Below are 24,189 nucleotides of genomic sequence, written 5' to 3'. Positions count from 1 at the left end.
ACGACCAGTGATCACCAAAGAGATGAGGACGACATGACGAGTACGCCTGCGACCGAGGACCGCGTTCCGCGGGAGACGGTCAGGGTCCTGACTCCCAGCGGAATGCTCGGGGCGGGGTTCCCGCCGGAGACGATCGTTCGAGGGATCGAGCTCGGGGCCGACGTGATCGCCGTCGACGGTGGTTCCACCGACTCCGGGCCGTACTATCTGGGCTCGGGAACGGCGAAGACGACCGCCGCGGCCGTCGCCCGTGACCTGCGGATCCTGTTGCGGGCCTCGGCCGACGCCGGCATTCCGCTGATCGTCGGTTCGTGCGGCACGAGCGGCACCGACTCCGGCGTCGACTGGGTCGCCGGAATCGTCGACGGAATCCTGAGGGAGGAGAGCCTGGACCTGAGGGTCGCCCGCATCTACAGCGAGCAGACGGCCGCCGCCCTGAAGGAGAGGCTCAACGAGGGACGGGTCCACCCTCTGGCGCCGATGGGCGACCTGGACGCCGCCACGCTGGACGACTGCAGCCACATCGTCGGCATGATGGGCCACGAACCCATCGTGGAGGCCCTGGAGGCAGGGGCCGACGTGGTGCTCGCCGGCCGGGCCACCGACACCGCCGTCGCCGCCGCGTACCCGTTGATGAAGGGCATGCCGGCGGGCCCCACCTGGCACGCATCCAAGATCATTGAGTGTGGCGGGCAGTGCACCACCAATCCGCGCACAGGCGGTGTCCTCGCCACCATCGACCAGGGCGGCTTCACCATCGAGCCACTGGACCCGGCCGCCGCGTGCACGACGACGTCGGTGGCTGCGCACATGCTCTACGAGACGGTCAACCCGTTCCGGATGCGAGAGCCGGCGGGCACGCTGGTGGTCTCCGACGCGATCTACACCGCGCTGGACGACCGCCGTGTGCGCGTCGAGGGGTCACGCTTCGAGCTCGCCGACCAGTACACGATCAAACTCGAAGGAGCCCGCGTCACGGGCTACGAGACCATGTCCTTCACCGCCATCCGGGATCCGCGCATCCTCGCCCGGATCGAGGAGTGGGTCGCGTTGATGTACGAGATCCTCGCCGGGCGCGTGCGGCAGACGCTGGATCTCGAACCCTCCGAGTACGCCGTGGACATCCGTCCCTACGGGTACAACGCCGTGCTGGGGAGCATCGACCCGGCGGCCGGGCCGCCCCGGGAGGTCGGAGTGATGATGCTGGTCAACGCCCCGGACCAGGCCACGGCCACCGCGATCGCCAAGATCGCGAACCCGCTGATGCTCCATCTCCCGACCCCCGACATGGACTACCTGCCCAGCCTGGCCTTCGCCACCTCGCCGGCCGAGAGCGAGCGCGGTCCGGCCTACCAGTTCGTGCTCAACCACGTCGTGGACGTCGACGAGCCCACCGACATGTTCCGCATCGAGATTGCCGAGGGTGACTCCCGTGACTGACAACCGCAGACCCACGCTGGGCGAACTGGCCCTGGAGGTCCGTTCGAAGAACGCCGGCCCGTTCTGGGTCACCATGGAACTCTTCATGCGTACGGCGGAGGACTACGCGACCGTCGCCGACGAGGACTTCATCAATGAGGAGGTCGTCGCGCGGCTGTACGACCTCGACCCGGCGGACATCCAGATCTTCCGTATCCCCGCCCTCAACGTCGTGAAGATCTCGTTTCCCCGGCCGGTGGCCCAGGGCAGCCTGCGCGATCGGGACATCCACGCGGGCCAGCACCACGTCCCCTTGGCGGCACTCGTGCCCGCATGAGAGCCCACACGGCGACGGTCATCCCAGGCGGCGGTGGGGTGACGGAGCCGTGAGTGTGGACACTCGGGCGTTCGGACGCGGGCACGGCCGAGCCGCGCATGTCCCGCCGGTCGTGGCCCCGTTGCGCCGTCAGGCCAGTCTGATCACGTTCCAGGAGACCGGGGGCAGCAGGACCGTCATCGGGTCGTGCCGGACGTCGAGGTTGGGGCGGGGAGCGATCCGGTCGGGGGCGTCGGCGGTGTTGCCGGCGTAGACGTCGCGGTCGGTGAGCGTGGTGGCCCCGACGATGCGAGCCCCGCCGAGCGCCCGGGCGTCGATTCGCAGGGACATCGGCCGGTCCGTCGAGCGGTTGATCGCGAACACCGTCGTCGTCTCGCCGTCACGGGGGTCGGTGACGGTGTGCTCCAGCAGGGCCGCGCCGATGCCGCCGATGGCCTGGCTGTCGGCGAGCTTGGGGCTGATGATGCGGCCCGCGTCGTAGACGCCGAGCATCCGCCGTACCCGCACCAGGCCCAGCCGACGGTCGACGGCGACCTCGGCGAACACCGCGCCGTAGGCGTACATGGAGGACTGGGGGCGCCCCGGGGTGTAGGAGCCGAGCGTTTCGAGGTGGGTGCGGTTGTTGCGGGCCAGGAGCTGGCGGTAGGTCTCGCCGCGTCCGGGGTTCTCCTTCAGGTGGAGCCGGCCCTCGCGGACGATGACGTCGCCGGCGGCGGCGCCGTGCAGCGGGGACCTCTCGTCCTCGACGGCGAGCCGGATCGCCTGCAGGCGCAGCTTGTCGCAGCCGTCCTGGACGGTGGATCCGACGCTGGACATGGTCAGTGAGCCGCCGTGCACGGGGGCCGGCGGCATGATGGTGTCGTCGAGCCGGAAGGTCACCGCGCGTACGGCCAGGCCGAGGGCGTCGGCGGCGACCTGGGTCATGGAGGTGTAGGTGCCGGGACCCATGTCACTGGTGGCCGATTCGACCAGGGCGGTGCCGTCGGCGGGGGCTCGGAGGCATAACGGGCGGCGCGAACGGCCAGCTCGCGCAGGTGCTGGTGTTCCTGGTCGTCGAGCCGGAGGGTGCGCGCCAGGGCGTCGAGCACCGTGGGACTGGGACGGACCTCCTTGCCGCGCTCAAGACGCACGTAGTAGTCGATGCTGATCCCGGCGAGGGTGGCCAGCTCCTCCCGGCGCAGCCCCCGGGGTGCGGCGCAGGCCGGTGCCGACGGTGAGGCCCACCTGGCCGGGGCTGGTCTGGGTGCGGCGGGCGCGCAGGGACCGGCCCAGCTCCGCGTCGCCGCTGCCGGTGGTGTGCTGGCGTCCCATGTTTTCAGTCTCACACCGCGCCGACCTCCACGGCGGCCACGTGGGGGGCCGTGTCATTACCCCGAACAGGACTCCCCGGCGAAACCCGGCCTGGCACCGAAACCGGGACGGCGAGAAGGTGGATACCCGCCACGATCGGCATGCCCCTTTTGGCGGGAGATCCTTTGTCCCCCACCTCCCATGCGTTCTCGCGTGGCCTCACAGGTGAGCCGTCGCTTCAACGCGAGGCCGGGCTGAAGGCCACGGGCCGGGGTCGCTCGCAGGTGCTGGTGACGGTCACCGCCGTCCTGGAGTGCGCCGAGGACAGCAGGGACTCCATGATGTCGAGCACGTGGTACGCCAGCGTTCCGCCCGCGCGGGACTCCCGGCCCGCCTGGGTCGTCGCGAGGTCGGCGAGGCCCACACCGCGCCCGGCCTCGACATGGCCGGCCGTGGCGGGGAGGGTCTCCCAGTCCTCTTCGCCCATCCTCGCCAGCAGCACGGGGCCGTCGAAGTGGTTCGGGTCGGGGACGGAGAGCGAGCCCCGTTCCCCGTGCACCTCGATGTGGGGCGCACCGGTGGCCGCTCCCTCGAAGCCCATCACCAGCGTGGACAGCGCCCCCGACGCGTGGACCAGCACGCCGGTGACGTGGGTGTCGACGGCGACCGGGACCTCCTCGCCGCGACGGGGGCCGGTGCCGACGGTCCGCCTGGCCCGGGTGCGGCTGGCGGCGCCGATGACCGTCGTCACCGGCCCGAGCAGCGTGACCAGGCTGGTGATGTAGTACGGGCCCATGTCCATGAGCGGGCCGCCGCCGGGAGCGTAGTAGAAGTCGGGATTCGGGTGCCAGCGCTCATGGCCGGGCGTCATCATGGTCGCGGTCGCCGCGACCGGCCTGCCGATCAGGCCGTCGTCGATCGCCTTGCGCGCGGTCTGCGTGCCGGTGCCGAGTACGGTGTCGGGCGCGCAGCCCACCCGCACCCCGGCGTCGGCGGCCGCGCGCAGCACCCGCGCGGCGTCGGCGGTGGTCGCGGCCAGGGGCTTTTCCGAGTAGACGTCCTTGCCGGCCGCGATGGCCCGTAGCGTGATCTCGGCGTGCGCGGCGGGGACGGTCAGGTTCAGCACGACGTCGACGCGCGGATCGGCCATGAGCTCCGCCACGCCCAGCACCTCGACATCCGGATACCCCCGCACCGCCTCCCTCGCCCGTTCGAGGTCCAGATCGGCCACGGCGACGAGCCGCAGCTCCGGCAGCCGTTTGATGCTCCGGACGTACTGGCCGAAGATGAACCCGCACCCGACGACGCCGACGTTCACCGGCTGGCCCACAGCATTCCCCTTTCGATGACGGTGCGCACGCTGTCGTCGCGCAGGACGCCGAGGTCGTGTCCCGGGGTCGTGACGAAGATCCTTCCGTCGCCCCAGCCGCGGGTCCAGATCGCCGGCGAGGTGACCTCCCTGTGCCAGGGGTCCCACGGGCGGACCTTCTGGGTCGTGGTGGCCAGCACGTCGATGTAGTCGTCGGTCAGCACCCAGTACTGCTCGGTGACGAGGTCGAAGTCGGCGATGCCCGCGGTGATCGGATGGGTCGCGGCCTCGGGCAGCACGGTGACGGTGTACGGGACGAAGTTGTCGGCCTGGGAGCCGTCCCGCCCGGCCGGGTCCTTGCCGGGATGGCAGGCGAACTGCCCGCCGATGAGGTGCAGGTAGTCGGAGGAGCCGCGGAAGGAGTCGGCGATGCCGCCGTGCCAGCCGGCCATCCCGGTACCGGCGCGGATCGCGGCCTCGAGCCCGCGCAGCTCGTCCGGCTCGATCGTGCCCATGGTGTAGCACTGCACGATGAGGTCGACACCGGACATGAACGCGGGGTCGGCGTACGGGGCGGGGGAGTCCGCCCGATGCACCTCGAACCCGTGTTTCTGGAGAAAGGGGACGAAGAGTTCGGTGGCGGCCACCGGGGCGTGCCCCTCCCAGCCGCCCCGGACCACCAGAGCCCTGCGCGCGTGATCGCCTGTCATGCCTTCACCTATCGATCAAGGAGCAAATGACTGCAATCTTCACATTTCACGCCCCAGGTCACCAGTGCTGCGCGGACACCATCCGCGATGGCCCAGGCCCGGGTACTTCACGCCCGCAGGGCGGCGACCTCGCGTACGGCCTCGGCGTGTGCCCATCAGCCGATGGAATCGGACACCGTTGACGGCGCGGGGGTGGCCGCTGTCCGGACCGTGTTCGCCGAAGGTGTGCCCGAGCCGGCGTGGCGGTCCGGGACGCGCCGCACGACGATCCGGCACAAGGTCCGGAAGCCGCTCAGCCCGGACCGCGGCCGTACGCGCCCCCGCCCGTCACCGCCTCCTGGTCACGCGTCCCAGGTGACCGGGAGGCTCTTGACCCCGTAGATGTCCGCGGTCTCCGGCCGCAGGGCGACCTCCTCGGCCGGTACGGCCAGGCGCAGGGTGGGGAAGCGGTTGAGCAGGGCGGGGAAGGCGACCCGCAGCTCGACGCGGGCCAGCTGCTGGCCAAGGCATTGGTGGATGCCGTGACTGAAGGCCAGGTGCCCGCCGTCCTGGCGCCGGATGTCGAGCACGTGGGGGTCGGCGAAGCGCCCGGGGTCGCGGTTGGCGGTGTTGAGGGACAGGATGACCGTCGAGCCGGCCGTGATGCTCTGGCCGCCCAGCTCGACGTCCTCCAGTGCGACCCTGTGGAACTGCTTGGCGACGCTCAGATACCGCAGCAGCTCCTCCACGGCCCCGTCGGTGAGCCCGGGATCGGCGCGCAGCGCCGCCAGCTGCGCCGGGTTGCGCAGCAGCGCGAAGGTGCCCAGCGCCAGCATGTTCGCGGTGGTGTCGAACCCGGCCGACAGCAGGATCAGGGCCATCCCCTGCAGTTCCTCGTCGGTCAGGTCGCTGTCGAGCAGGTCGCTGAGCACGTCGTCGGTGGGGTTGGCGCGCTTGGCCACCACCAGCTCGGCGAGGTACTGCTGGGTCGCGATGTAGGCCGCCATCAGCTCCTCGTCGCCGACCTCCCCGCCGAGGAACTTGTCGATGTTCTCCTGGAAGAAGCCCCGGTCCTCGTACGGCACGCCCAGCAGCTCACAGATGATGACGGCGGGGATGGGCCTGGCGAACGCGGTCACCAGGTCCGCCGACGGCCCGGCTTCTTCCATGGCGTCCAGGTGCTCGGCGGTGACCTGCTCGACGCGCTCGGTGAGCAGCCGCATCCGCCGTACGGTGAACTTGCCCACCAGCGGTTTGCGGTAGCGGCCGTGCCGTGGCTCGTCCATGAGCAGGAACTCGCCGGGCGGCGCCGGGGGGACCTCGATGTCGCCGTAGTCGATCAGCGGGTGGTGGCGCATGAGCTCCTTGCGTGAGCTGAACCGCGAGTCGGCCAGGACCGACCGGACCAGGTCGTAGCCGGTGATCAGCCAGCCCTGGTGCCCGTCGGGGAAGGGGAAACGGCTGATGGGGCCGTGCTCGCGGGCCTCGATCAGCTCCTTGGGCGGGTCGAAGGGACAGCCGGGCTGACGCGCGGTCGGCAGCGTCGTGACGGTGTGGGGGGATTCATTCATGACTTCTCCTCTTTTCGCGATAGTACGTGTTTGGTGCTGCTCGAAAGGCGCGTCGCATTCAGGATGACCATCAATCGACCGGAAGGCGTCAGCCCTTGTACGGGCCACAAGTCGCCGCGATGACGCTGGGGGCGATGCCCTCCGCGGTGGGAGCGGCCACCGGGACATCGGGAGTGTCCGGCCCGAGGTTCGTCGGCGGTGGCGACCATCGGGCCGCGGCCCGGCGAAGCCGGCCTGGAGCCGTTCGTCACTCACATGGGTCTCGATCAGCGGCTGCCGCGCGTGCTCCGGGTGGTCCGCCGGCGGCTTGGTGCTCATCTCGCGCGGATCTTCTGGAACCCTCTGACCGGCGGCGCGAGCCGAGCCGGGAAAGTGCTGTTCTTCGTCACGGCGCCCGTGCCGCGATCCGCCTCTCCGCCACGCTGATCTGGATCAGGGGGACTCGATCGACACGGCCCTAGGCGATCCTGCGGCGGTAGGCGACCATGGCGAAGGCGTACGCGACGATGAGGATGCCGACACACCAGGCCAGGGCGGTCCAGATGTCGGTGCCGACCGGCTGCTGGGTGTACAGGGAGCGGATGGCGTTCACGATGGAGGTCACCGGCTGGTGCTCGGCGAAGGCGCGTACCGGGCCGGGCATGGTGTCGGTGGGCACGAAGGCCGAGCTGATGAACGGCAGGAAGATGAGCGGGTAGGAGAACGCGCTCGCGCCGTCCACGGACTTCGCGGACAGGCCGGCGATGACGGCGAGCCATGTCAACGCCAGGGTGAACAGGATCAGGATGCCGGCGACCGCGAGCCACGCCAGCACTCCCGCCGCCGAGCGAAAGCCCATGAGCAGGGCGGCGAGCACGACGACCACGAGCGAGATCAGATTGGCGACCACCGAGGTCAGCACGTGCGCCCACAGCACGGACGACCGCGCGATCGGCATGGACTGGAATCGCTCGAAGATGCCGCTCTTCATGTCCAGGAAGAGCCGGAAGGCGGTGTAGGCGATGCCCGAGGCGACCGTGATGAGCAGGATGCCGGGCAGCAGGTAGTTCACATACGAGACCGACCCCGTGTCGATCGCGCCGCCGAACACGTAGACGAACAAGAGCAGCATGGCGATCGGCGTGATCGCGGTCGTGATGATGGTGTCCACGCTGCGCGTGATGTGGCGCAGGGATCGTCCCAGCAGGACGGCGGTGTCACCGAGGAAATGCCTGGTCATCGTCGTTCCTTGTCCGTCTTGTTGGTCGGTGTCGACGTCGCGGCCATTGCCGGCTTCGCCGTCTTGCCGGCGGTGCCGACGAGGGTGAGGAAGACGTCCTCGAGGGTCGGCTGCTTCTCGACGTATTCGACCTTGGCCGGCGGGAGCAGCTGCTTGAGCTCGGCCAGGGTGCCGTTCACGATGATCCGGCCCTCGTGGAGGATCGCGATCCGGTCGGCGAGCTGTTCGGCCTCGTCCAGATACTGCGTCGTGAGCAGCACCGTCGTGCCCTGGTCGGCGAGTTCCCTGACGGTCTGCCACACCTCGATGCGCGCCTGGGGGTCGAGCCCGGTCGTCGGCTCGTCGAGGAAGATGACCGGCGGATTGCCGATGAGGCTCATCGCGATGTCGAGGCGGCGGCGCATGCCGCCCGAATACGTCGACACCTTCCGCGCGCCCGCCTCGGTCAGCGAGAAACGGTCGAGCAGGTCATCGGCGATGACGGCCGGGTTCTTGAGGTGCCGCAACCGGGCGACCAGCACGAGGTTCTCCCGCCCGCTGAGGATCTCGTCGACGGCGGCGAACTGCCCGGTGAGGCTGATCGACTCCCGCACGTTCGCCGGTTGCGTGGCGACGTCGAAGGCGCCGACGCGGGCCGTGCCCGCGTCGGCCTTGAGCAGCGTGGACAGGATTTTCACGACCGTGGTCTTGCCCGCCCCGTTCGAGCCGAGCAGGGCGAAGATGCTGCCCCGCGCCACGTCGAAGTCCACGCCGCGCAGCACCCGCAGCTCCTTGTACGACTTCTCCAGGCCCCGCACATGGATCACCTGGGCTTGCTGTGCCGTCATCAGACGGTCCTCTCTTCTTTTCCGGTGTCTTCGCCGGCGGCGCGCTCGATGGCGCTGGTCAGCCGTTCCCGCTCCCGGCTGATCCACCGGCCGACCGAGTAGTTCTGCATGAACGCCTCGACGAACTCCACGGGGTCCTCCCCGAAGATCTCCCGGATCGAGGTTCCGTCCGCCACGCTCTGTTCGAACAGATCGGCAAGGTCCTCGTACATCGAAGCCGCGTCGGCGCCGTCCCCCGGCCCGAAGTGCATCAGGTACCGCTCCAGCGCTTCGGCCGCCGTGCGATAGTTCTCGGGAAGCTTTTTGACGCGCGCCTTGTACTGCCGCCAGCGCCTCTTGTCCTCCAGTGGCCCGGTGACCACCTCTAGATACTGCCGGTAGCGGCTCTTCGGCTCGTTCGACCCTGTGTCCATGTCTAATTCCCTCTTTCGCGGAGCTGTTCGAGCCGTTCCGTGAGGAAGCTCCAGGTCCTCCAGAACTCTTCGAGATACTCCCGTCCCTGAGCGTTCAGGGAATACACCTTGCGCGGCGGCCCCTTCTCGGACGGGATCTTCTCCACGTCGACGAGACCGCGCCGCTCGATCCTGACCAGCAGCGCGTAGACGGTGCCCTCGGCGATGTCGGAGAAGCCCTGGTCCCGCAGCCACGCCGTGATCTCGTAGCCGTACGCGGGCCGGCCGGACAGGATCGCCAGGACGATGCCCTCCAGCGTTCCCTTGAGCATCTCCGTCACCTGCTTGCCCATGGAAACACCTCCCTTCGGCTACTCGGTGTCGCTGACTACCGGTACAAAGTAACACTGACTACTGGTACATAGCAACACTGAATAGCTGAGGTGCGGGCCGGGACCGCAGGCGTGTGAGTGCGGGCGGCCTGATCACCGCTCGCGAGCGAGCCCACCGGCACCCATCCGGGAGAGGACGGCCTGCCGTTGAAGCTGCCATCAAGTACGGGCGAGCGTGTTGTGCCTGGTCGGTGAGGTTTTCGTCACCGCTGAAGGGGGTCGGTCAGGACGGTCAGGTAGCCGTGCGGGCCGGGGTCGTCGAAGGTCGGGTCCACGACGACGCGCAGGCCACCGGCGTCGATGACGGTCGTGGGACCGGCCAGCACCGTCGCGGCGCAGTCCTGCCGGGGCAGCTCCTGATCACTCACGGATCCATGCTGCAACGCCCGTGAGGCGTTCCCGCGGACGACACACCGGCGGCTGTCAGCGGCGGGCGCGGCCGGAGGCGCCCGCCGATTCGACGACAGCGCCGGCTCGTCCCGGCCGACGTCCGGTTTTTCGGCGACGTCACGCCCGCGGTGGAGCCGCTCGCGGGCCCCGCACGGCGAGTCTCACATGGCCATCGGCCGATCATCTACCGTGGCCGAGCTCGGAGCCGGCCGGTGACGCGCGTCGAGTCGTCGACGACCGACGTCAGCCGGACGCCGCGGAGAAGCGGCCCGCGAGCCAGCACTCGATATCGCGCAGCGCGGCTCTGGCCATGCCCGTCGAACGGGAGGTGAAGCCGTGCGGCGATTCCGGGTAGATCCGAAGGTCGACTTCGCCGCCGGCCGCCGAAACTCGGGCCGCCATGGCCATGTTGTCCTCCAGCAGGACGTCCAGGCCGCCGACGACCATCAGAATCGGAGGCAGGCCGCGCAGGTCACCATAGACCGGGGAGATGTCCGGGACGGTGCGATCGATCACATGACCGGCGTAGGCCTGAATGAAGTACTCGTCGGCGATCAACCGGCCCGCAGGGGTCAGACCACTCAGATCGTACGTGCCGAACTGCAGCGCGGCACCGGCGAACGAGCCGACGATACCGCGATCGCGCAGGCGCAGCAGCGTCGTCATGGCAAGCGTGGCTCCCGCCGAGAAGCCACCGATCGCCAGCCGTGTGGTGCCGAAGCGAGCCTCGGCCTGCCCGATGAGCCACAGTGCCGCCGCTTCGCAGTCGTCGGGCGCGGCCGGCCAGGGATGTTCGGGAGCGAGTCGATAGTCCACGCTCACGACGACGATTCCGAGAGCATCCGCGAGCCGCTGGTTGCGCGCGTCCTCCCGCGCCGCCGACCCCATGTAGAAGCCACCACCGTGGATGTCCAGATAGACGCCGCGCGGCACGGTGCCGCCGGGAGCGAGGATTCTCACGGGCACTCGCCGGCCGGCGGCTTCGACCACCTGCCCGACAGCCGACGAGCCGGAATGTGATGAGACCGCATCCCGCTTGGCTCGTGCCTCCCGCAGCTCGTCAAGGGTGCTCGGACCCTTCGCGCCCCCCGACACGGCATTGGCCGCCCGGCACTCTTCGACGTGTGCCGCGAGCTCCGTGTCGATGAGGCTCTTCAACCCCAGCTGCATGAGCGTCCCCCGATGTTCTGTTCGATGGCCCTGTTCCGGCGCGGCCCTCAACGGCGACCGGCCGACGCGATTATCCTCTGCCGTCGTCGCGGGTGACGGCCGGTTCGGGCCGAACCCGGGACATCAGAGCCTCCATCGATCACGGCACGGTTCAGTCTTGGGAGTGCTGGTTACGGCGCATGACGCCTCGGGTGCGGTACTGCTGGCAATGAGCGTGGCCATGCCCGGTGATCTGCATGAGCCGTTGGATGTCTGCCACGTCAGCTGGGACGTTTTCCGATGTGAGCAGGTTGCGGCGAATCGATTCTGCGGCGCCGGGCGAGGTCGCCCGGCGCCGCAGGTGGCTCGTCAATGACGATGGGTCATGTCACGGTGAACATGAGTACGCCTGTCAGGGCGGTGTAGCCGTCGTTGTGGAGGTACCAGGCCGCGTAGGTTCCCGGGCCGGGCAGGGCGGTGGTGGGAATGGCGAGGGTGCCGTCGGCCCCAGGGGCATATCCCCAGGCGAGGGCCTCCACCTCCGAGGGCTTCTTGTCGACCGGATACAGGCCGATCCAGTTCTTGGCGCTGACGGTGCCGGCCGGGGTGGAGTAGTGGACGGTGAAGTTCGTCCCCTTGGCGACGGACTTGGTGGTGCTGGTCAGGGTGCTCACGGGCGCCGGTGCGGCGGGCGTGAGGGCGAGGGTGTCGGGGGGGAGGTTGTAGTAGGCCGCCAGGCGGCCCACGATGGTCTCGGCGTAGGGGACCAGGCTGGCGAAGTGCGTGGCCAGAGCGGTTTTGGCTGCCCCGCTCAACGCGTTGAAGTCGCCGGTGGCGCCGGTCAGGTAGGGCTGCAGGCGGTGGATGAGCGCATAATCGCTGGTGATGCCGAGGGCGCCCATGGCCTGGGCCAGGGACGGGGTGGTGGTGGCGGTGTCCAGGACGCGGCTGACGAAGGTGACGCGGTGCATGATGCGCCAGCAGGGGGGTTTGCGGTCGGATTGCTGGGCGCGCTTGAGCGCCAGCGCGTTGGGGTCCTTGCCGCGCTCCAGCCATTCGGGGTCGATGACCTTGCCGTAGAAGTCCTCGAAGTTGTCGGTGGTGGTGTCGAGGTAGAGGGTCATGAAGCGGTAGGCGTCGACGCGGCCGGGCACCAGGATCGGTTTGCCGTCGGCGTCGAACAGGGGGGTGTCGCCGTTGTGTTTTTGCAGCCGGTTGCCGGGGGCGCAGGTGACGTCCAGGCTGAAGGTGCGGGTGGCGTCCTTGGACTTGCTGCGGGTGACGCTGTAGCCGGTGGTCGTGGTGGACTCGAAGCCGAACTTGGCGCCGACGTTGCCGATCGCGAAGCCCCCGACTTCGCTCCAGCCGATGGCGGCGGTGAAGGTGAAGGAGCCGGCCGTGGTCTCGGTGACCTGGTCGGTGGTGCCGGTGGTCTCGGCGAAGAAGCCGCCGGCGGCTGTCCACACGTAGGTGTTGACGATGTTGCGGCGTGAGGCGGCCCGGGTGGCCGCGCGTCCGGCCTCGGGGTTGCCGCCTTGGGTGACCTCTGCGCCGGTGCCGCCCATCATGCCGTTCAGTACCTTGGCCGCCTGGCCGTGGGTGGGGTCGGGGGCGTGGGTCTCGGTGGACACCGATTCGTAGAAGCCCTGGAGCTGCTGCTGTTCGCGCTGGATCCGCTTCTTGATCCGGTAGGCCTCCACCGGCCGGTAGTAGCTGAACTCGCCGCGCTCCCCCTGGCCCGCCTTGGGGAAGTGCGGGTCGGGGAAGGCGCGCAGTCCTGGGCCCGTCTCGTGCTTGGCGTAGCCGACGACGCCGTCCAGGGTGCCCTGCTTGGTGTAGCGGGGGTTGATCGGGAAGGGGATCAGGTTCCAGTCGCGGGGAATGTCGGGGCTGGGCAGCATCCGGTAGGCGACCAGGGCGCCGCTGTGGACCAGACGCAGCGCGTACAGGTCGGCGGTCTCGGACTGCACCACGGCGAACCCGGTGTTGGCCGGCACCCAGCGCCGCCCGGCGGTGGGGTTGACCTGCTTGGTCGGGTCGGGGTCCTCCCAGCCACCGGTGAGTTCGACCTTGCTGGTACGGGTGGTGTTGGTGCCTTGGGAGACCTTGGTCTCGTTGCTCCAGGTGTTGGCGTACTTGAGTTCGACGTTGAGCCCGAGATCCAAGGTGGCTTCGGCCAGGGGTTGTGCCGTACCGGCGCCCAGGGGGGCGGCGACGGTCCAGATGCTCTGGGCGGTCGCTATCTCGAACTTCACCTTCGCGGACGTGTCGATGCTGTTGTTCTTGTTCGACGACAGGGCGTTGACGACGTTGTCGGCCTGGACGAAGGCGACCGAGGAGGCGCCCTTGTAGTCGTCGGCGGTGCCGGCGATGAGGTTCTCCGACGGGATCGGCGGGGCGCCTTCGATGTAGCCGATCAGTTGCGGGTCGAACTGGGCCTGGCCCACCCAGGTGGTGGTCAGCTCGCCGACCTTGTACCCGGTGTTGAGCACCCACGACTTGTCGGCCTGCAGGTAGGTGTAGGCCCGTTTCAGCACCCCGATGAGCGAGTCGTCGGTGAGGCGCTGGATGTCGCCGTACTCGGTGGCGGCCGGGGTGGCTGCGATCAAAGTGTGGAAGGCGGTGCGGATGCCGGTCAGCGCGGAGCGGATCTGGGCGGTGTCGGTGGAGATCGGCGCGGTGGACAGCACGATCTTGGGGGCCGGCGTCGACTGGGTCAGGTGATGGCCGCTCAGGCCGGCGTCCTTCACCGCCACCCCGGCCACGGTGTCGTCGGCATCGAAGGGATAGTAGGCCAGCAGGTCCTGGCGGTCGCCGCGGACGCGGCCGAACATGTTGTCCAGGATCTGCTCCTGGGTGCGGGCGGTGCGCCACGCCCGGATCTCGTCCAGATCGCCGGTGAACCCGTCGGCCACCACCGAGCGCGGGGAGGTGGGCCGCACCACGCTCGACGTCGTCGAGATCGTCTTCTCCGAGGGGACGGGGCTGCCGTTGCGGTAGAAGGTGAACCGGTTCCCGTCGGGGTCGGGGGTGCGGACGCGGGTCACCGCGTGCAGCGTGGCCGGGTAGGAGCCGCACAGGTCCTTGGTCTGGGAGCCCTTGCTCTCGGGGAAGGTCCACCACGCGGCCAGGCCGGAGGCCTTGGTGGTGATCGGCACGCCGATCTGGGCACTGTTTCTGACGACGGTCCAGATCCGCACCTCCGACAGCGTGCCCTTCAGGCCGGAGGCCGTCTTGCCCACCATCATCCGGCCCAGCTCGGCCGGCGCGTCGTTGCCCACGGGCTTGGCACCGCCGTACCACTGCGAGTCGCCGACCTTCTTACCGTTGATGAAGAAGCAGATCTCCACCTCGGTCGTCGTACCCGTCGGGTTCTTGCGGGTGACGGCGACCTTGTTGAAGGTGCCCGCCGTCAGGGCCGTCGTCGACTTGTAGACCTTCGCCGCATCCGAGCCGGAGCCGGGTTCGAAGGTGAAGGCGAGGCGGCCGTCGGTGTCCACATACAGGCAGTAGGGGACGGCGGTGTGGTTGCCGGCGCCGAACGTACCCTTGCCGACCAGCCCCTGCTTGGCACCGATGGAGTCGAGTTTGACGAACGCCTCGATGGTCAGGTCGTCCACGAGGTCCAGGCCGCCCGCGCCGCCGGCGTTGAGGTAGCCGGTGCCGTCCATCTGGATCGCCCAGTCCTGCTCGAACGACACCGCCAGATGCGCCCATTCCGTCAGGGGGAACACTTCGGAGCTGCGGAAGGCCTGCTTGTTGATGTTTACGTTGATCACGTAGCCGGACTCCCCGTTGGTCCGGGTGCCGTTCTCCACCCCCAGCGCGTACCAGGTGTCGCCGACATCGGTGTGCAGGATGGTGTCCAAGCCGTCGACGAACGTCGGCTTGGCCCAGGCCTCGAGCGTCAGGTTCCCGGCCGCGGCCAGGGCGGAGATGTTCGCCGTACTCGTCAGTTCCAGGCGGTGCTTTTGGGCGCTGTCGAAGGAGAACGCCCGTCCCGGCGCGTCACCGTGCCAGCGCGGCCCCAGCGGTTCGCTGAGATTGGACGCGGTTCCCGCGGGCACCGACGCGGTGAGGGACCCGGCGTAGCCGCTGACCAGCAGCGAGCCGTGAGCCAGCGACGTGCCGGCCACGTTGCACGAGGCCAGCGTGTAGTCATAGGCCGCGATGCGGACCCTGGCGCCCGTGCCGGCGGTGAGGGGGGCGGTGGTGAGAGTGATCTGCGCCGACCCCGACTGCCCGCCTGCGACGGTGCAGCTGTCCTCGCCCACCATGATGACCGAGCCCGCCACCAGGGTGCTCGTCAGCGGTTCGGTCAGTGTCACGGTCTTGTCCTGGACCGACAGAATCGTCCCCAGGGCCGATCCTCGTGCCGAGCCGTTCAGCACCGCGGCCAGGAGGTCGGCCCGATCGGGGACCGATGGGAACGTCTCGATCGTCGTGCCCCGGCTCACCTCCACCTTGCACTTGCCGGTCCCGGTCGCGGTCACCTTCACGTCGAAGTCGGCCAGTTTCATCGCCACATCGCGGCCGGACAGGCGCAGCGTGCCGCCCGTCACGGCGATCTGCTTGACGGCCGAGGAGATGGTGGTGGCGTAGTAGACGGCGAAGAACTGGCCCTCCCCACCGCGGAAGTACAGCGCCACCTCACCGGTGGAGGTGTCCAGCAGCGCGGGGGCGTGACTCGTCCAGGCGACCGACAACAGGGCGCCCAGCACGGTCAAGCCCGAGCGGTCGATGCACACCTTGGGCATCGCCAAGACCGCCTCGGCCGCGCCGAGCAGCCCTCCGGTCAGCGTGGCCTGCGCGTTGAGTGCCGTCTCCAGGGCCGCTTTGTCCGCCCCGAGCCGTTTTGTGGCGTCGATCTGTTTCACGTACTCGGGTAGCAGGATTGCCGCCTCGGCTTCTACTCTCGCCTTCACTTCCCGACCCCGATTACCGGCAGGACCCAGGACTTTGCTTTGGGCGTTCATGCTGTAAATGCCGCCGTGGAGCTCGTCGTTGAGCTGCCCCAACCGCGCCACGGTGGCCGGGAGACGCGCTACCAGCGCCTGGTCGTTGTAGAGCTGACCGCGGGCCGCGGTGACGGCCTCCTGGGCGGCCCGCAGCTTGTCGCTGTCCTTGGTGGGGTCGGCCGTACCGACCCAGGTCAGATCGATCACTGCCGGCGCTGTGGCGAGCTTCCCCTCCTTCGACAGGGCGAAGTCCAAGGTCGCCACGTAGGAGCGGCCGGTCGGCTCACCCGTCGGCGGCGGCCCGGAGGTGGCGAAGGCCAGCAAGACCCGCGCTTGGCCCTTCTCCGGCGACGGCGTGTGGTTGTATCCCGTCACCGCCGGGTGCTGCTGGTAGTACAAGGTCGCGGTCAGGCCGAGGACCACCTTGCGCCCGGTGATCGAGAACGACTGGTGGCTCACCCCGGGGCCGTCGAACAACGGTGCGTCCGAATCGGTCCACACCGGGCCGGTGGCGAAGGTGCCCTCGAACTTGTTGGCACCGCGGTCGTGCACCGTGGTGCCGGTGCCCTCATCGAAGGGGAAGTAGGCATACAGTCCGGCCTCGGTGCCGGCCGGCCGTTGCCCGCGCGCCGAGAAATCGGCGCGGGCGAGCGTCCAGATCCGCACCTCGTCGATATGGCCGTGGAAGGGATCGGCCGGCGCCGGGCCCGAGACGACCCGTTTGCCGACCAGGAGCTGGGAGGTGACCTCGACCTTCACGGTCGTGGCCAGGGTCCCTGCGGCCACGCCGTTGAGGAACAGTTGCATCTGTGATCCGTCGAAGACCGCCGCCACATGCGAGTAGGCGCCCATCGCCACCGCCGAGGTGGAGGTGAGGGTCTGAGAGCCGTGGCCGAACAGCAGCTTGCCGTCGGCCGTCAGGCTCAGATAGGCCGGGGTGGCCAAACCGGTCGTGTCGGTGCGGCCCACGATGAGCCCGGTGGTGGTGGCGGTGGCGGGCTTGATCCAGGCCTCCATCGTGTACGGCCCGGCGGTCACCGCCGTGGAGGTCTTCCCCGCGATGACCGGGGCGCCGGCCGTGTTGTCGAATCGCAGCGCGGTGCCTCCCCGGTTCTGCGGTGGGCGCACCGGCACCAGCAGTTTCCCGGTGTGGGAGTCGATGCCCGGGGCCCGCTCCAGCACCGAGCCGGCGAATTTGGGGTCGGGACTGGTGTAGAGCTGGGTGCCGGCGACGTTGAACAGCCCTTCGGGGCTTTGCTCCAGGTTGTAGCTGTGCAGGAGGCCGGCGTCGTCGGCGGTGAAGATCTGCCAGCGCGAGAACCCCGAGATCGCGGTCGGCAGCGACAACGCCGAGAAGATCCCGCCGCTGAGCTTGCCCGCGAACGACAGATTCATGGTTGGCTCGTAGAACAGCCGCCCCTCCATGTCGCGGGTGCCGAGTGTGTCTCCGCCCGAAGCGGGGGCGATTCGGCTGCGGCTGCGCTGGTAGCGCGCCTCTACGACCGGTTTGAGTTCGGCGCCGACCAGCACGAACCGGTCGCACAGCAACGCGGAGTCGGCTGCGGCGACCTTGGCCTCGCCGACCAGGGTGTAGTCCTTGCGCGTCGAGTCCCCCGACCACAGGCCCCCGCTCGTCTTGTACACCGACCCCGAGTCACCGGCCGCGACCGACTGGCGAAACACCAGGATGTGCCGGCCGTCGGAGAGCACCTGGATGGGGAAGGTAGAGGTCAGCCGAGCCGTCGTCGACAGGAACGGATCATCCTCTCCCGGCAGCAGCTTCTCCGAGAACGACGCCTCCACCGAGCCGCGCCTCTTCACCGTCGGCATGACCGCCGTCAGCGGCGTCTCCGTGCCCACCTCGACCATTTCGGTGGGGAAGGGCAGCAGTCCCGGGTCGCTGTTCCAGTAGGCCGCATCCAGCGCTCCCCGCGCCCGGTCGGCCTGATCCAGGCTCAGCACGCTGTAGTAGATACGCCGGTCGGCCCCCACCGCGAAGGCGACGACCATGCCGTCGTGGCGGACCATCGTCGTGGAGGTGTACTCGCGGTCCTTGTAGACCTTCACCAGGTTTTTGTCGTGCACGAAGAGAACTCCTGACCATTGACGCCTGAGAAACACGTGAAGACATCCGCGCACCACAAAACAAAACATGGTGCGGCCGGATTGAATGCATGCGTGAACACGCCCACGCAAAAGAATTGGATTTGCGTGCCTGTCGAGGGTGCGCGCAACAACGGCTCGAATACCACACGCCGGCGCCGTGAGCCGACGTGTGCGACCCATGCCCGACGGCTCTGTAGAGCTTCTGCCCAATCACCTGGGCAGACAGACACCACCCCCCAGCTTGACTCCCTCTCTTCGTAGGACCGAGGCGCGTATAGGCGACAGCGATGTACATCCCGCCGATACCGCCAGCCCAACACGAACCATCAACTAAGACATCACATGGCGTGGCAAATAACAACAGAAAGTTTGAGTGCGCCGCGCCGATTTTTGGTTCGGTCGCGATTTCCGCGTCGTTGACTCGCGACCCTTGCTATTTCAACTGTCGCCAGAAATATGGCCTGACCTTTTTCCGTATGGGGCGCGGCCGATACCATGTAAGAGAGGCGGCCGTTTCGATGCGGATTTCTTATGGTTTCACGGCGCCTCGGTCGGTCCGTAATAAGGGATCGCCCACCGGTCGTAATCCGCGCCTTGCCGATACCCGTTCCACCAACGGGCAGTGCGCCCGTGTACGGCACAACCATCGAGGCCACCGTGGACCGGCATCGGCGGGCACCCTGGATCTCGGTGAAGATCCGTTATCGCGCCGCCACTGTGACCTTGCACGGTGTATGGCCCCTGAGCGGGTGCAGGTCCTGTACGACTGCCAGGCACAACCCGATTCTCCTCGTTTTCACCCAACCGGCTAGACGAACAGAGAGCCCAGGGGACCCAAGGGGTATTTCTTAGTTTGAAGGGCCTGTCCAGTAAACGGCTCTGTCTCCTTCGGCTCTGTCTCTCTTTCGGCTCTGGCTCACTTTCGGTGGTAACGGAACGTGCGCATCAAGCCGACCTCGCGGAGCCGGGCGGTTTCCTCACCAGACGCCCGTGGGACCGCGCGGTCGCCCGGCGTCAGCTCAACGGCGCTCTCGTCATCGTCTCGGGCGACGGCTTCGGCGACATCGACTCACCGTTGACGGCTGCCCCCGCGTTCCTCGATCCCAGAGCGACCGCTTCCTGTGCTTCTGTCGTTAGTGTGATCTCACCGTCGCAAGTCAGGGGATCCTGATCATGGTTGAGCCCAGTGCTTTCGGAAGACCGGGACACGCCACTACGCGTGACGGCCGCAGACTGCACTACGTCACCGCGGGCAGCGGCCGTCCCGTGGTCGTGTTCGAGGCCGGCGGCAGCGGTTCTCGGACGATCTGGGGCCTGGTGCAGCGACAGGTGGCACGGAGCACCGGCACGCTCGCCTACGACCGTGCGGGATTCGGCCGCAGCCGACCGGATGGCGCACCTCGCGTCCTGGACCGGATCGTCGACGATCTGGAAGACCTGCTCGACGCCGTCGGCGGTGGTCCGTGCGTCCTGGTCGGGCACAGCCTCGGAGGGCCGATCTGCCATCTGCTCACCTACCGCCGTCCCGAGCTGGTGGTGGGTCTGGTCCTGGTGGACCAGGCCGCCGAGGACTGTGACTTCTACTCCAGCACGGCCTTCGCCGTGGCCGGTGCCGTGAGCAATCTCCTCACCGTTCCCCTGGCCAGGCTTGGGATCATGGGAGCCTTGGCCGGGCGCCGCCTGTACGGGCGGTTCCCGCCCGAGATGATCGAGGAGATGCGCGGTGAGGAGTTCACCGCGGCCGCCCTTCGCGCCCACCGGGCCGAGGCACGGCACCTGGCGGAGGGTTTCCGCATGCTGCGGCAGGTGAGCGACGGCAGAGCACTTCCCGATGTCCCCGTCACGCTCATCTCCGCGGGCACCGGCAGGAGCCGCTCCGGTGGCATGCGGGCACAGATCGCCGCCAGCCATCAGCGGCTGGCCCGGTCGCTTCCCCAAGGCAGGCACGTGTGGGCCGAGGGCAGCGGGCACATGGTGCCGGTGGAGGCGCCTGAGATCATCACGAAGGAGATACGTGCTCTCGTGCTCCGGGCCTCGAAGTGAGGGCCCGGGACGCTCGGGCCTCGTCCGGCTGCCGCGGGCGGGTCATCTGGTTCTCACGTCCGGTGCGGCCGCCCGCTCCACCGGGGTGCGCGCGGCCTCCACGATCCGCTCCAGGGCGGCCGCGTGCCGCTGGAAGGCCTCCCGGCCCTCCTGGGTGAGCCGTACGTGGGTGCGCCGGGTGCCGTCGTCCCGCGTCTTGCGCACCGCGACGTAGCCGGCGCCGGCCAGCGCGGAGACCTGCTTGGACAGGGCCGAGTCGCTGGTCTCGACCGCGTCGCGCAGGAAGCCGAAGTCCACCCAGCCGGCCGGCGCCAGCAGCGCCACGATCGACAGCCGAGCCGGGACGTGCAGGAACTCGTCGAAGGACGGGTCCATCAGCCTCGCCCGTCCTGCCGCTGCATGATCGACTTGGCGACCCCGCGGAGCAGCGGCGTGGCCGCGACGTACGCCAGGGCCGTGACGGCCGCGGCGACCGTGTTCTTCATGGGCAGGTCGAGGATCTCGGCCGCCCACCTGGACGCGAGGAAGGGCAGCAGCGGGATGGCCGCCCAGCCCAGGTAGAACAGCAGCTCCATACGGTCGGACAGCCCCATGGAGCGCGGGCGCACCGAGGCCACGCACATGCGGAGATGTTGCACGAACACCATCACTACGAAAAGGCCGAATCCGAGCACGAGAGCGAGATCGCTCCAGGGGTCCGGGATGTCGATCGAGGCGTACCCGATGAACAGGCCCACGGACATGAGGGCCATGTAGGGGAGGGCGACGAGGTGGCGGACGAGCTCGTCGCGGGTCCTGTCCTGCAGGCGGCGTATGTCCTGGAGGGTGGTCTGCGCGTCCTGAACGTTCATGGGGCGTCCTTGGTCGTCGGGCTACTTTCCTATGAGGAAAGTAGCACCTGCTTTCCTCATAGGAAAGCAGGGTCCCGCGACGACGTTCCGGCCGGTTCCGCGGTGGCCGCCCGGGTTCCGGTTCACGCACCGCCGCCGGCGGCGGTTCACTTCAGGCGGTCACGCCGGCCGGCGGAGTGAGCGGGGCCAGCCGCCGGCTGAGCCTGAGGACGGCCTTGGCCGTTCGTGGGTCGGCGGCAGGGGCGAAGGGGGTGACGGGACGGGCCTCGGGCCCGATGACCAGGCCGGTCCGCCCGTCGAGCGAGGCGTCGGCCGCGGCGAGGATCGACGGCCGTGCCGCCACTGACGCGGAGCCGGACGTGGCGCGTTCGAAGGTTCGCCGGACCAGCGGCCACAGCAGCCGCAGCCCTGGTGAGACGATCCTGGGCGACCGCATGGTGCCGTCGGTCATCTCGGTGGCCGCGCCGCCTGGATCGGCCGCGAAGACCGAGATGCCCGTGCCCCGCAGCCGCTCCGCCAGATCCAGCGTGTAGGCGAGGTTGGCGAGCTTCGCCCGGCCGTACCAGTGGAAGCCGTAGTAGCCGCCCGGCGGCTCGACGGCGCCGAAGGAGCGTTTGGCGACCCGGACCGAACCTGAGGTGACGTTCACGATCCGGCTCGGCCCTCCGGCTCGGAGCGGTTCCAGCAGCAGTTCGGTCAACAGGTACGGGGAAAGGTGGTTCACGGCGAACGACGCCTCGATCCCGTCCACCGTCTGTTGCCGGTCCGCGAACATCGCCCCGACGTTGTTGACCAGAACGTCCAAGGGGCCTTCCCCGGCGAGGCGGGTCGCGAGCGCTCGTACGGCACCGAGCGACGCGAGGTCCGCGGCGACGAACCTCGCCTCCGGGCCGGTCGTGACCGCGTCGATCCGCTCGACCGCGCGGGCGCCCCGCTCGGCGTTCCGGCCCACCACGGTCACCGCGTAACCGATCGCCGCCAGCCCCGTCGCGGTCTCCAGGCCTATTCCCCCGGTCCCCGCCGTCACCACAGCCCGTTTGCTCATGGTCTCGCCCTTCGCCGGCAGGTCGCTAATCGGATGGCTATCCGCTTTCTGGTCCGTACCGTAGCATAAGCGGATAGCCATCCGATTAGAAAGGCCGGGCGTGCGACGGCGAACCTCCGAGCCGGGAGTTCCGGACCGCCGTCAACGCGGAGGGCGAAGACCCTCGAGGAGAACGTCGAGGTAGATCTCCGCGTGCTTGGCGTCATCGTCGCCGGAGCGGACCGCGTGCTCGATTCCGCAGAGCAGGCGGCGGACATCGTCCGCCTCGATGTCGCGGCGAATGGCCCCCGCGCGGCGAGCGCGGTCAAGCAGTTCCGCGACGGCACGGTCAAGCTCGGCCTTCATCGCCGAGGTCTGCGCGTCGGCGTCGCTGGCGGATCCGAGCACCGCCGCGAACCCGGCATCGTCCAGCGCGCGGCCGAGAGCGAAATGCAGGAGGCGGTGCAGACCCGCGAGCGGATCCTTGTCGGCCGCCGCGGCCTGCGCCTCACGGACGAGCTGCTGAAAACGTTCCGCCAACAGTGCTTCCAGCAGCGCGTGCCGGTTGGGGAAATGCCGGTACACGGTCCCGACGCCCACTCCCGCGAGCCGGGCGATGGTGTTCAGCATGAGCGAGTCGTCACCTATGGCCAACTGCTCCCTGGCGACCTGCAACACCCGCGCGCGGTTGCGCGCGGCGTCCGCGCGAAGCGCCGTCCCCCGCTCAGCGTTGGGTGTCACAAGCCCAGCCTAGGCCAAGCTCGCTGAGCGTCGCCCGGCCGGCCACCGGGCCGCGGGCCGGCCAGGTCGCGCAGGTGCCGGCCGCACCGGGAGCGCGAGGTGATCAGCGCGCGGCACCCGCTGGACCAGGCGGTGCGTCACAGCCTCGACGGGTACGCCGGCCGGACCCGCGCCGGCCGGCGACCGACGTGCCCGCTCAGCCGGGCGGCTGAGCGGGCCGGGGTGTTACCAGGCGACCGGGAAGGTCGTCAGGCCGTACACCACATTGAACGAACGGAACTCCGGTTCCCCGGCCTCGCGCAGCCCGGGGAACCGGTCGAACAGGGCGGGGAAGGCGATCCGCATCTCCATCCGGGCCAGTGGCGCGCCGATGCAGTGGTGCGCGCCGTAACCGAAGGCGACATGGGGCATGTCGGGCCGCTGGATGTCGAAGCGGTCGGGGTCCTCGGCCAGCGCCGGGTCACGGTTGGCGGCCGGGAGCGAGACCACCACCACGTCGCCCTTCGCGATCGGCACGCCCGCGATCTCGGTGTCGGCCGAGGCGACCTTGGTGGCGCCCTGGTGGATGATCGTCAGCCAGCGGAGCAGCTCCTCGACCATGCCCCCGACCCTGTCCGGATCGGCACGCACCAGGTCGAGCTGGTCCGGGTGGCGCAACAGGGCCAGTGTGCCCAGGCCGATCATGCTGGCCGTCGTCTCGTGGCCCGCCACCAGCAGCAGACCGCCGATGCCGGCCAGCTCGTCGTCCGATATCCCGTCGCCGTGCTCGCGGACGAGCATGCCGAGCAGGTCCTCGCCCGGCTCGACCCGGGCCCGGCCGACCAGCTCGGCCATGTACATGGAGGCCTCCATCTGGGCTTTCCCGCGCGCCTCCGGTGGCTGGTTGAAGTCGAGGATCGACCGGGTACGTGCCTGGAAGGCCTCCCTGTCCTTGTAGGGCACGCCCAGCAGTTCACAGATGACCAGCGACGGGATCGGTGTGGCGAACTCGGAGATCAGGTCGGCCGGGGCGCCGGTGCGTTCCATCGCGTCCAGGTGATCGGCGACGATCTCGCGGACGCGGGGCTCCAGGCGGCGGATGCGGCGCATCGTGAACTCGGGGGTCAGCATGCGGCGTAAGCGGGTGTGGTCGGGCGGGTCCATCATGAGCAGCGCGCCGGCGCGCAACCGCCTGGCCTGCTCCTCGCTCATGGGCGGCAGGGCTATGCCGCTGCCGTAGCTGAACAGCTCGGCGTTCCTGAGCACGTCACGCACGTCGTCATACCGGGTGACCAGCCAGGCTTCGCGGCCGTAGGGCGTCGGCACCCGTTGCAGGCCCGGCTGTTCGCGGACGGCGGCCAGTTCGGGGTCGGGATCGAACTCCCGGCGGCGCATATGGAGGGGCAACATGGTTGTCTCCTGAGGGGGAAATCGGTTACCCATGCAAGATCCCGTCCTGGCCCGCCCCGCGCAACCCCCGCGGTACCGCCGTCCAGCGCTTGG

21 protein-coding genes are annotated in these 24,189 nt (G+C 69.1%); 4 read left to right on the top strand and 17 right to left on the bottom strand.

What is annotated here, in order from left to right; all coding sequences use genetic code 11:
* Positions 1-33: 33 nt before the first annotated feature.
* Together ACSDR0_RS28605 and ACSDR0_RS28600 are read left to right on the top strand one after the other, a co-directional pair.
* The gene (locus tag ACSDR0_RS28605) at positions 34-1,440 is read left to right on the top strand and encodes an acyclic terpene utilization AtuA family protein (RefSeq protein WP_435291993.1); all 1,407 of its coding nucleotides are present in this window, start codon (positions 34-36) and stop codon (positions 1,438-1,440) included.
* Entirely contained in the window at positions 1,433-1,756 is a 324-nt protein-coding gene (locus tag ACSDR0_RS28600; protein ID WP_435291992.1) for a DUF4387 domain-containing protein, read from the top strand. The genes ACSDR0_RS28605 and ACSDR0_RS28600 overlap by 8 nt, the downstream gene beginning before the upstream one ends.
* A 129-nt stretch (positions 1,757-1,885) precedes the next feature.
* Here the strand turns inward: ACSDR0_RS28600 and ACSDR0_RS28595 are convergent, their stop codons facing one another.
* The 5 genes from ACSDR0_RS28595 to ACSDR0_RS28575 form a co-directional block, all read right to left on the bottom strand.
* Positions 1,886-2,704, bottom strand: coding sequence for a molybdopterin cofactor-binding domain-containing protein (locus ACSDR0_RS28595; protein WP_435291991.1), 819 nt, complete (start codon positions 2,702-2,704; stop codon positions 1,886-1,888).
* On the bottom strand, positions 2,677-3,081 hold the full coding sequence (locus tag ACSDR0_RS28590; protein WP_435291990.1) for a helix-turn-helix domain-containing protein: 405 nt from the start codon (positions 3,079-3,081) through the stop codon (positions 2,677-2,679). Before ACSDR0_RS28590 ends, ACSDR0_RS28595 begins: the two co-directional genes overlap by 28 nt.
* Positions 3,082-3,284: 203 nt before the next feature.
* Positions 3,285-4,376, bottom strand: coding sequence for a Gfo/Idh/MocA family protein (locus ACSDR0_RS28585; protein WP_435291989.1), 1,092 nt, complete (start codon positions 4,374-4,376; stop codon positions 3,285-3,287).
* Positions 4,361-5,065 carry a ThuA domain-containing protein gene (locus tag ACSDR0_RS28580; RefSeq protein WP_435291988.1) on the bottom strand — a complete coding sequence of 235 codons (705 nt, stop codon included), beginning with the start codon at positions 5,063-5,065 and terminating at the stop codon, positions 4,361-4,363. Before ACSDR0_RS28580 ends, ACSDR0_RS28585 begins: the two co-directional genes overlap by 16 nt.
* Before the next feature lie 341 nt (positions 5,066-5,406).
* Complete coding sequence (locus ACSDR0_RS28575) at positions 5,407-6,615, bottom strand: cytochrome P450 (protein WP_435291987.1); 1,209 nt, start codon at positions 6,613-6,615, stop codon at positions 5,407-5,409.
* Positions 6,616-6,813: 198 nt separating this feature from the next.
* Here ACSDR0_RS28575 and ACSDR0_RS28570 point away from each other — a divergent pair, with 198 nt between their 5' ends.
* The gene (locus tag ACSDR0_RS28570) at positions 6,814-7,041 is read left to right on the top strand and encodes a hypothetical protein (protein ID WP_435291986.1); all 228 of its coding nucleotides are present in this window, start codon (positions 6,814-6,816) and stop codon (positions 7,039-7,041) included.
* Between the two features lie 31 nt (positions 7,042-7,072).
* Here ACSDR0_RS28570 and ACSDR0_RS28565 read toward each other — a convergent pair whose 3' ends face one another.
* The 7 genes from ACSDR0_RS28565 to ACSDR0_RS28535 all read right to left on the bottom strand — a co-directional run bounded on the left by ACSDR0_RS28565 (position 7,073) and on the right by ACSDR0_RS28535 (position 18,027).
* The gene (locus ACSDR0_RS28565; protein ID WP_435291985.1) at positions 7,073-7,834 is read right to left on the bottom strand and encodes an ABC transporter permease; all 762 of its coding nucleotides are present in this window, start codon (positions 7,832-7,834) and stop codon (positions 7,073-7,075) included.
* Positions 7,831-8,661 (bottom strand): ABC transporter ATP-binding protein, encoded by an 831-nt coding sequence (locus tag ACSDR0_RS28560; RefSeq protein WP_435291984.1) that lies wholly within the window; start codon positions 8,659-8,661, stop codon positions 7,831-7,833. Before ACSDR0_RS28560 ends, ACSDR0_RS28565 begins: the two co-directional genes overlap by 4 nt.
* Positions 8,661-9,074 (bottom strand): DUF1048 domain-containing protein, encoded by a 414-nt coding sequence (locus ACSDR0_RS28555; protein ID WP_435291983.1) that lies wholly within the window; start codon positions 9,072-9,074, stop codon positions 8,661-8,663. The genes ACSDR0_RS28560 and ACSDR0_RS28555 overlap by 1 nt, the downstream gene beginning before the upstream one ends.
* 2 nt (positions 9,075-9,076) lie before the next feature.
* Positions 9,077-9,406, bottom strand: coding sequence for a PadR family transcriptional regulator (locus ACSDR0_RS28550; protein WP_435291982.1), 330 nt, complete (start codon positions 9,404-9,406; stop codon positions 9,077-9,079).
* 242 nt (positions 9,407-9,648) lie between these two features.
* On the bottom strand, positions 9,649-9,813 hold the full coding sequence (locus ACSDR0_RS28545) for a hypothetical protein (RefSeq protein ID WP_435291981.1): 165 nt from the start codon (positions 9,811-9,813) through the stop codon (positions 9,649-9,651).
* Positions 9,814-10,078: 265 nt separating this feature from the next.
* Entirely contained in the window at positions 10,079-11,005 is a 927-nt protein-coding gene (locus tag ACSDR0_RS28540) for an alpha/beta hydrolase (protein WP_435291980.1), read from the bottom strand.
* A gap of 362 nt (positions 11,006-11,367) precedes the next feature.
* Positions 11,368-18,027, bottom strand: coding sequence for a LamG-like jellyroll fold domain-containing protein (locus tag ACSDR0_RS28535; protein ID WP_435291979.1), 6,660 nt, complete (start codon positions 18,025-18,027; stop codon positions 11,368-11,370).
* Between the two features lie 1,194 nt (positions 18,028-19,221).
* On the opposite strand from ACSDR0_RS28535, the gene ACSDR0_RS28530 reads away from it, so the two are divergent.
* Positions 19,222-20,091: an alpha/beta fold hydrolase gene (locus ACSDR0_RS28530; RefSeq protein WP_435291978.1), complete on the top strand. Its 870-nt coding sequence runs from the start codon at positions 19,222-19,224 to the stop codon at positions 20,089-20,091.
* 42 nt (positions 20,092-20,133) lie between these two features.
* On the opposite strand, the gene ACSDR0_RS28525 is transcribed toward ACSDR0_RS28530, so the two are convergent.
* The 5 genes from ACSDR0_RS28525 to ACSDR0_RS28505 form a co-directional block, all read right to left on the bottom strand.
* Positions 20,134-20,466 carry a winged helix-turn-helix domain-containing protein gene (locus ACSDR0_RS28525; protein WP_435291977.1) on the bottom strand — a complete coding sequence of 111 codons (333 nt, stop codon included), beginning with the start codon at positions 20,464-20,466 and terminating at the stop codon, positions 20,134-20,136.
* A complete protein-coding gene (locus tag ACSDR0_RS28520) occupies positions 20,466-20,942 on the bottom strand; it encodes a hypothetical protein (RefSeq protein WP_435291976.1) in 477 nt (158 codons plus the stop codon). The genes ACSDR0_RS28525 and ACSDR0_RS28520 overlap by 1 nt, the downstream gene beginning before the upstream one ends.
* A 151-nt stretch (positions 20,943-21,093) precedes the next feature.
* On the bottom strand, positions 21,094-21,987 hold the full coding sequence (locus tag ACSDR0_RS28515) for an SDR family NAD(P)-dependent oxidoreductase (protein ID WP_435291975.1): 894 nt from the start codon (positions 21,985-21,987) through the stop codon (positions 21,094-21,096).
* Positions 21,988-22,128: 141 nt separating this feature from the next.
* On the bottom strand, positions 22,129-22,644 hold the full coding sequence (locus tag ACSDR0_RS28510; RefSeq protein WP_435292037.1) for a TetR/AcrR family transcriptional regulator: 516 nt from the start codon (positions 22,642-22,644) through the stop codon (positions 22,129-22,131).
* A gap of 288 nt (positions 22,645-22,932) precedes the next feature.
* Positions 22,933-24,096: a cytochrome P450 gene (locus ACSDR0_RS28505; RefSeq protein WP_435291974.1), complete on the bottom strand. Its 1,164-nt coding sequence runs from the start codon at positions 24,094-24,096 to the stop codon at positions 22,933-22,935.
* Positions 24,097-24,189: the final 93 nt, after the last annotated feature.

This window comes from Streptosporangium sp. G11, assembly GCF_051192615.1.
Lineage (GTDB): Bacteria > Actinomycetota > Actinomycetes > Streptosporangiales > Streptosporangiaceae > Streptosporangium.
The sequence above is the reverse complement of the archived record's forward strand: the minus strand, read 5'-3'. Positions and strand labels throughout refer to the sequence as shown.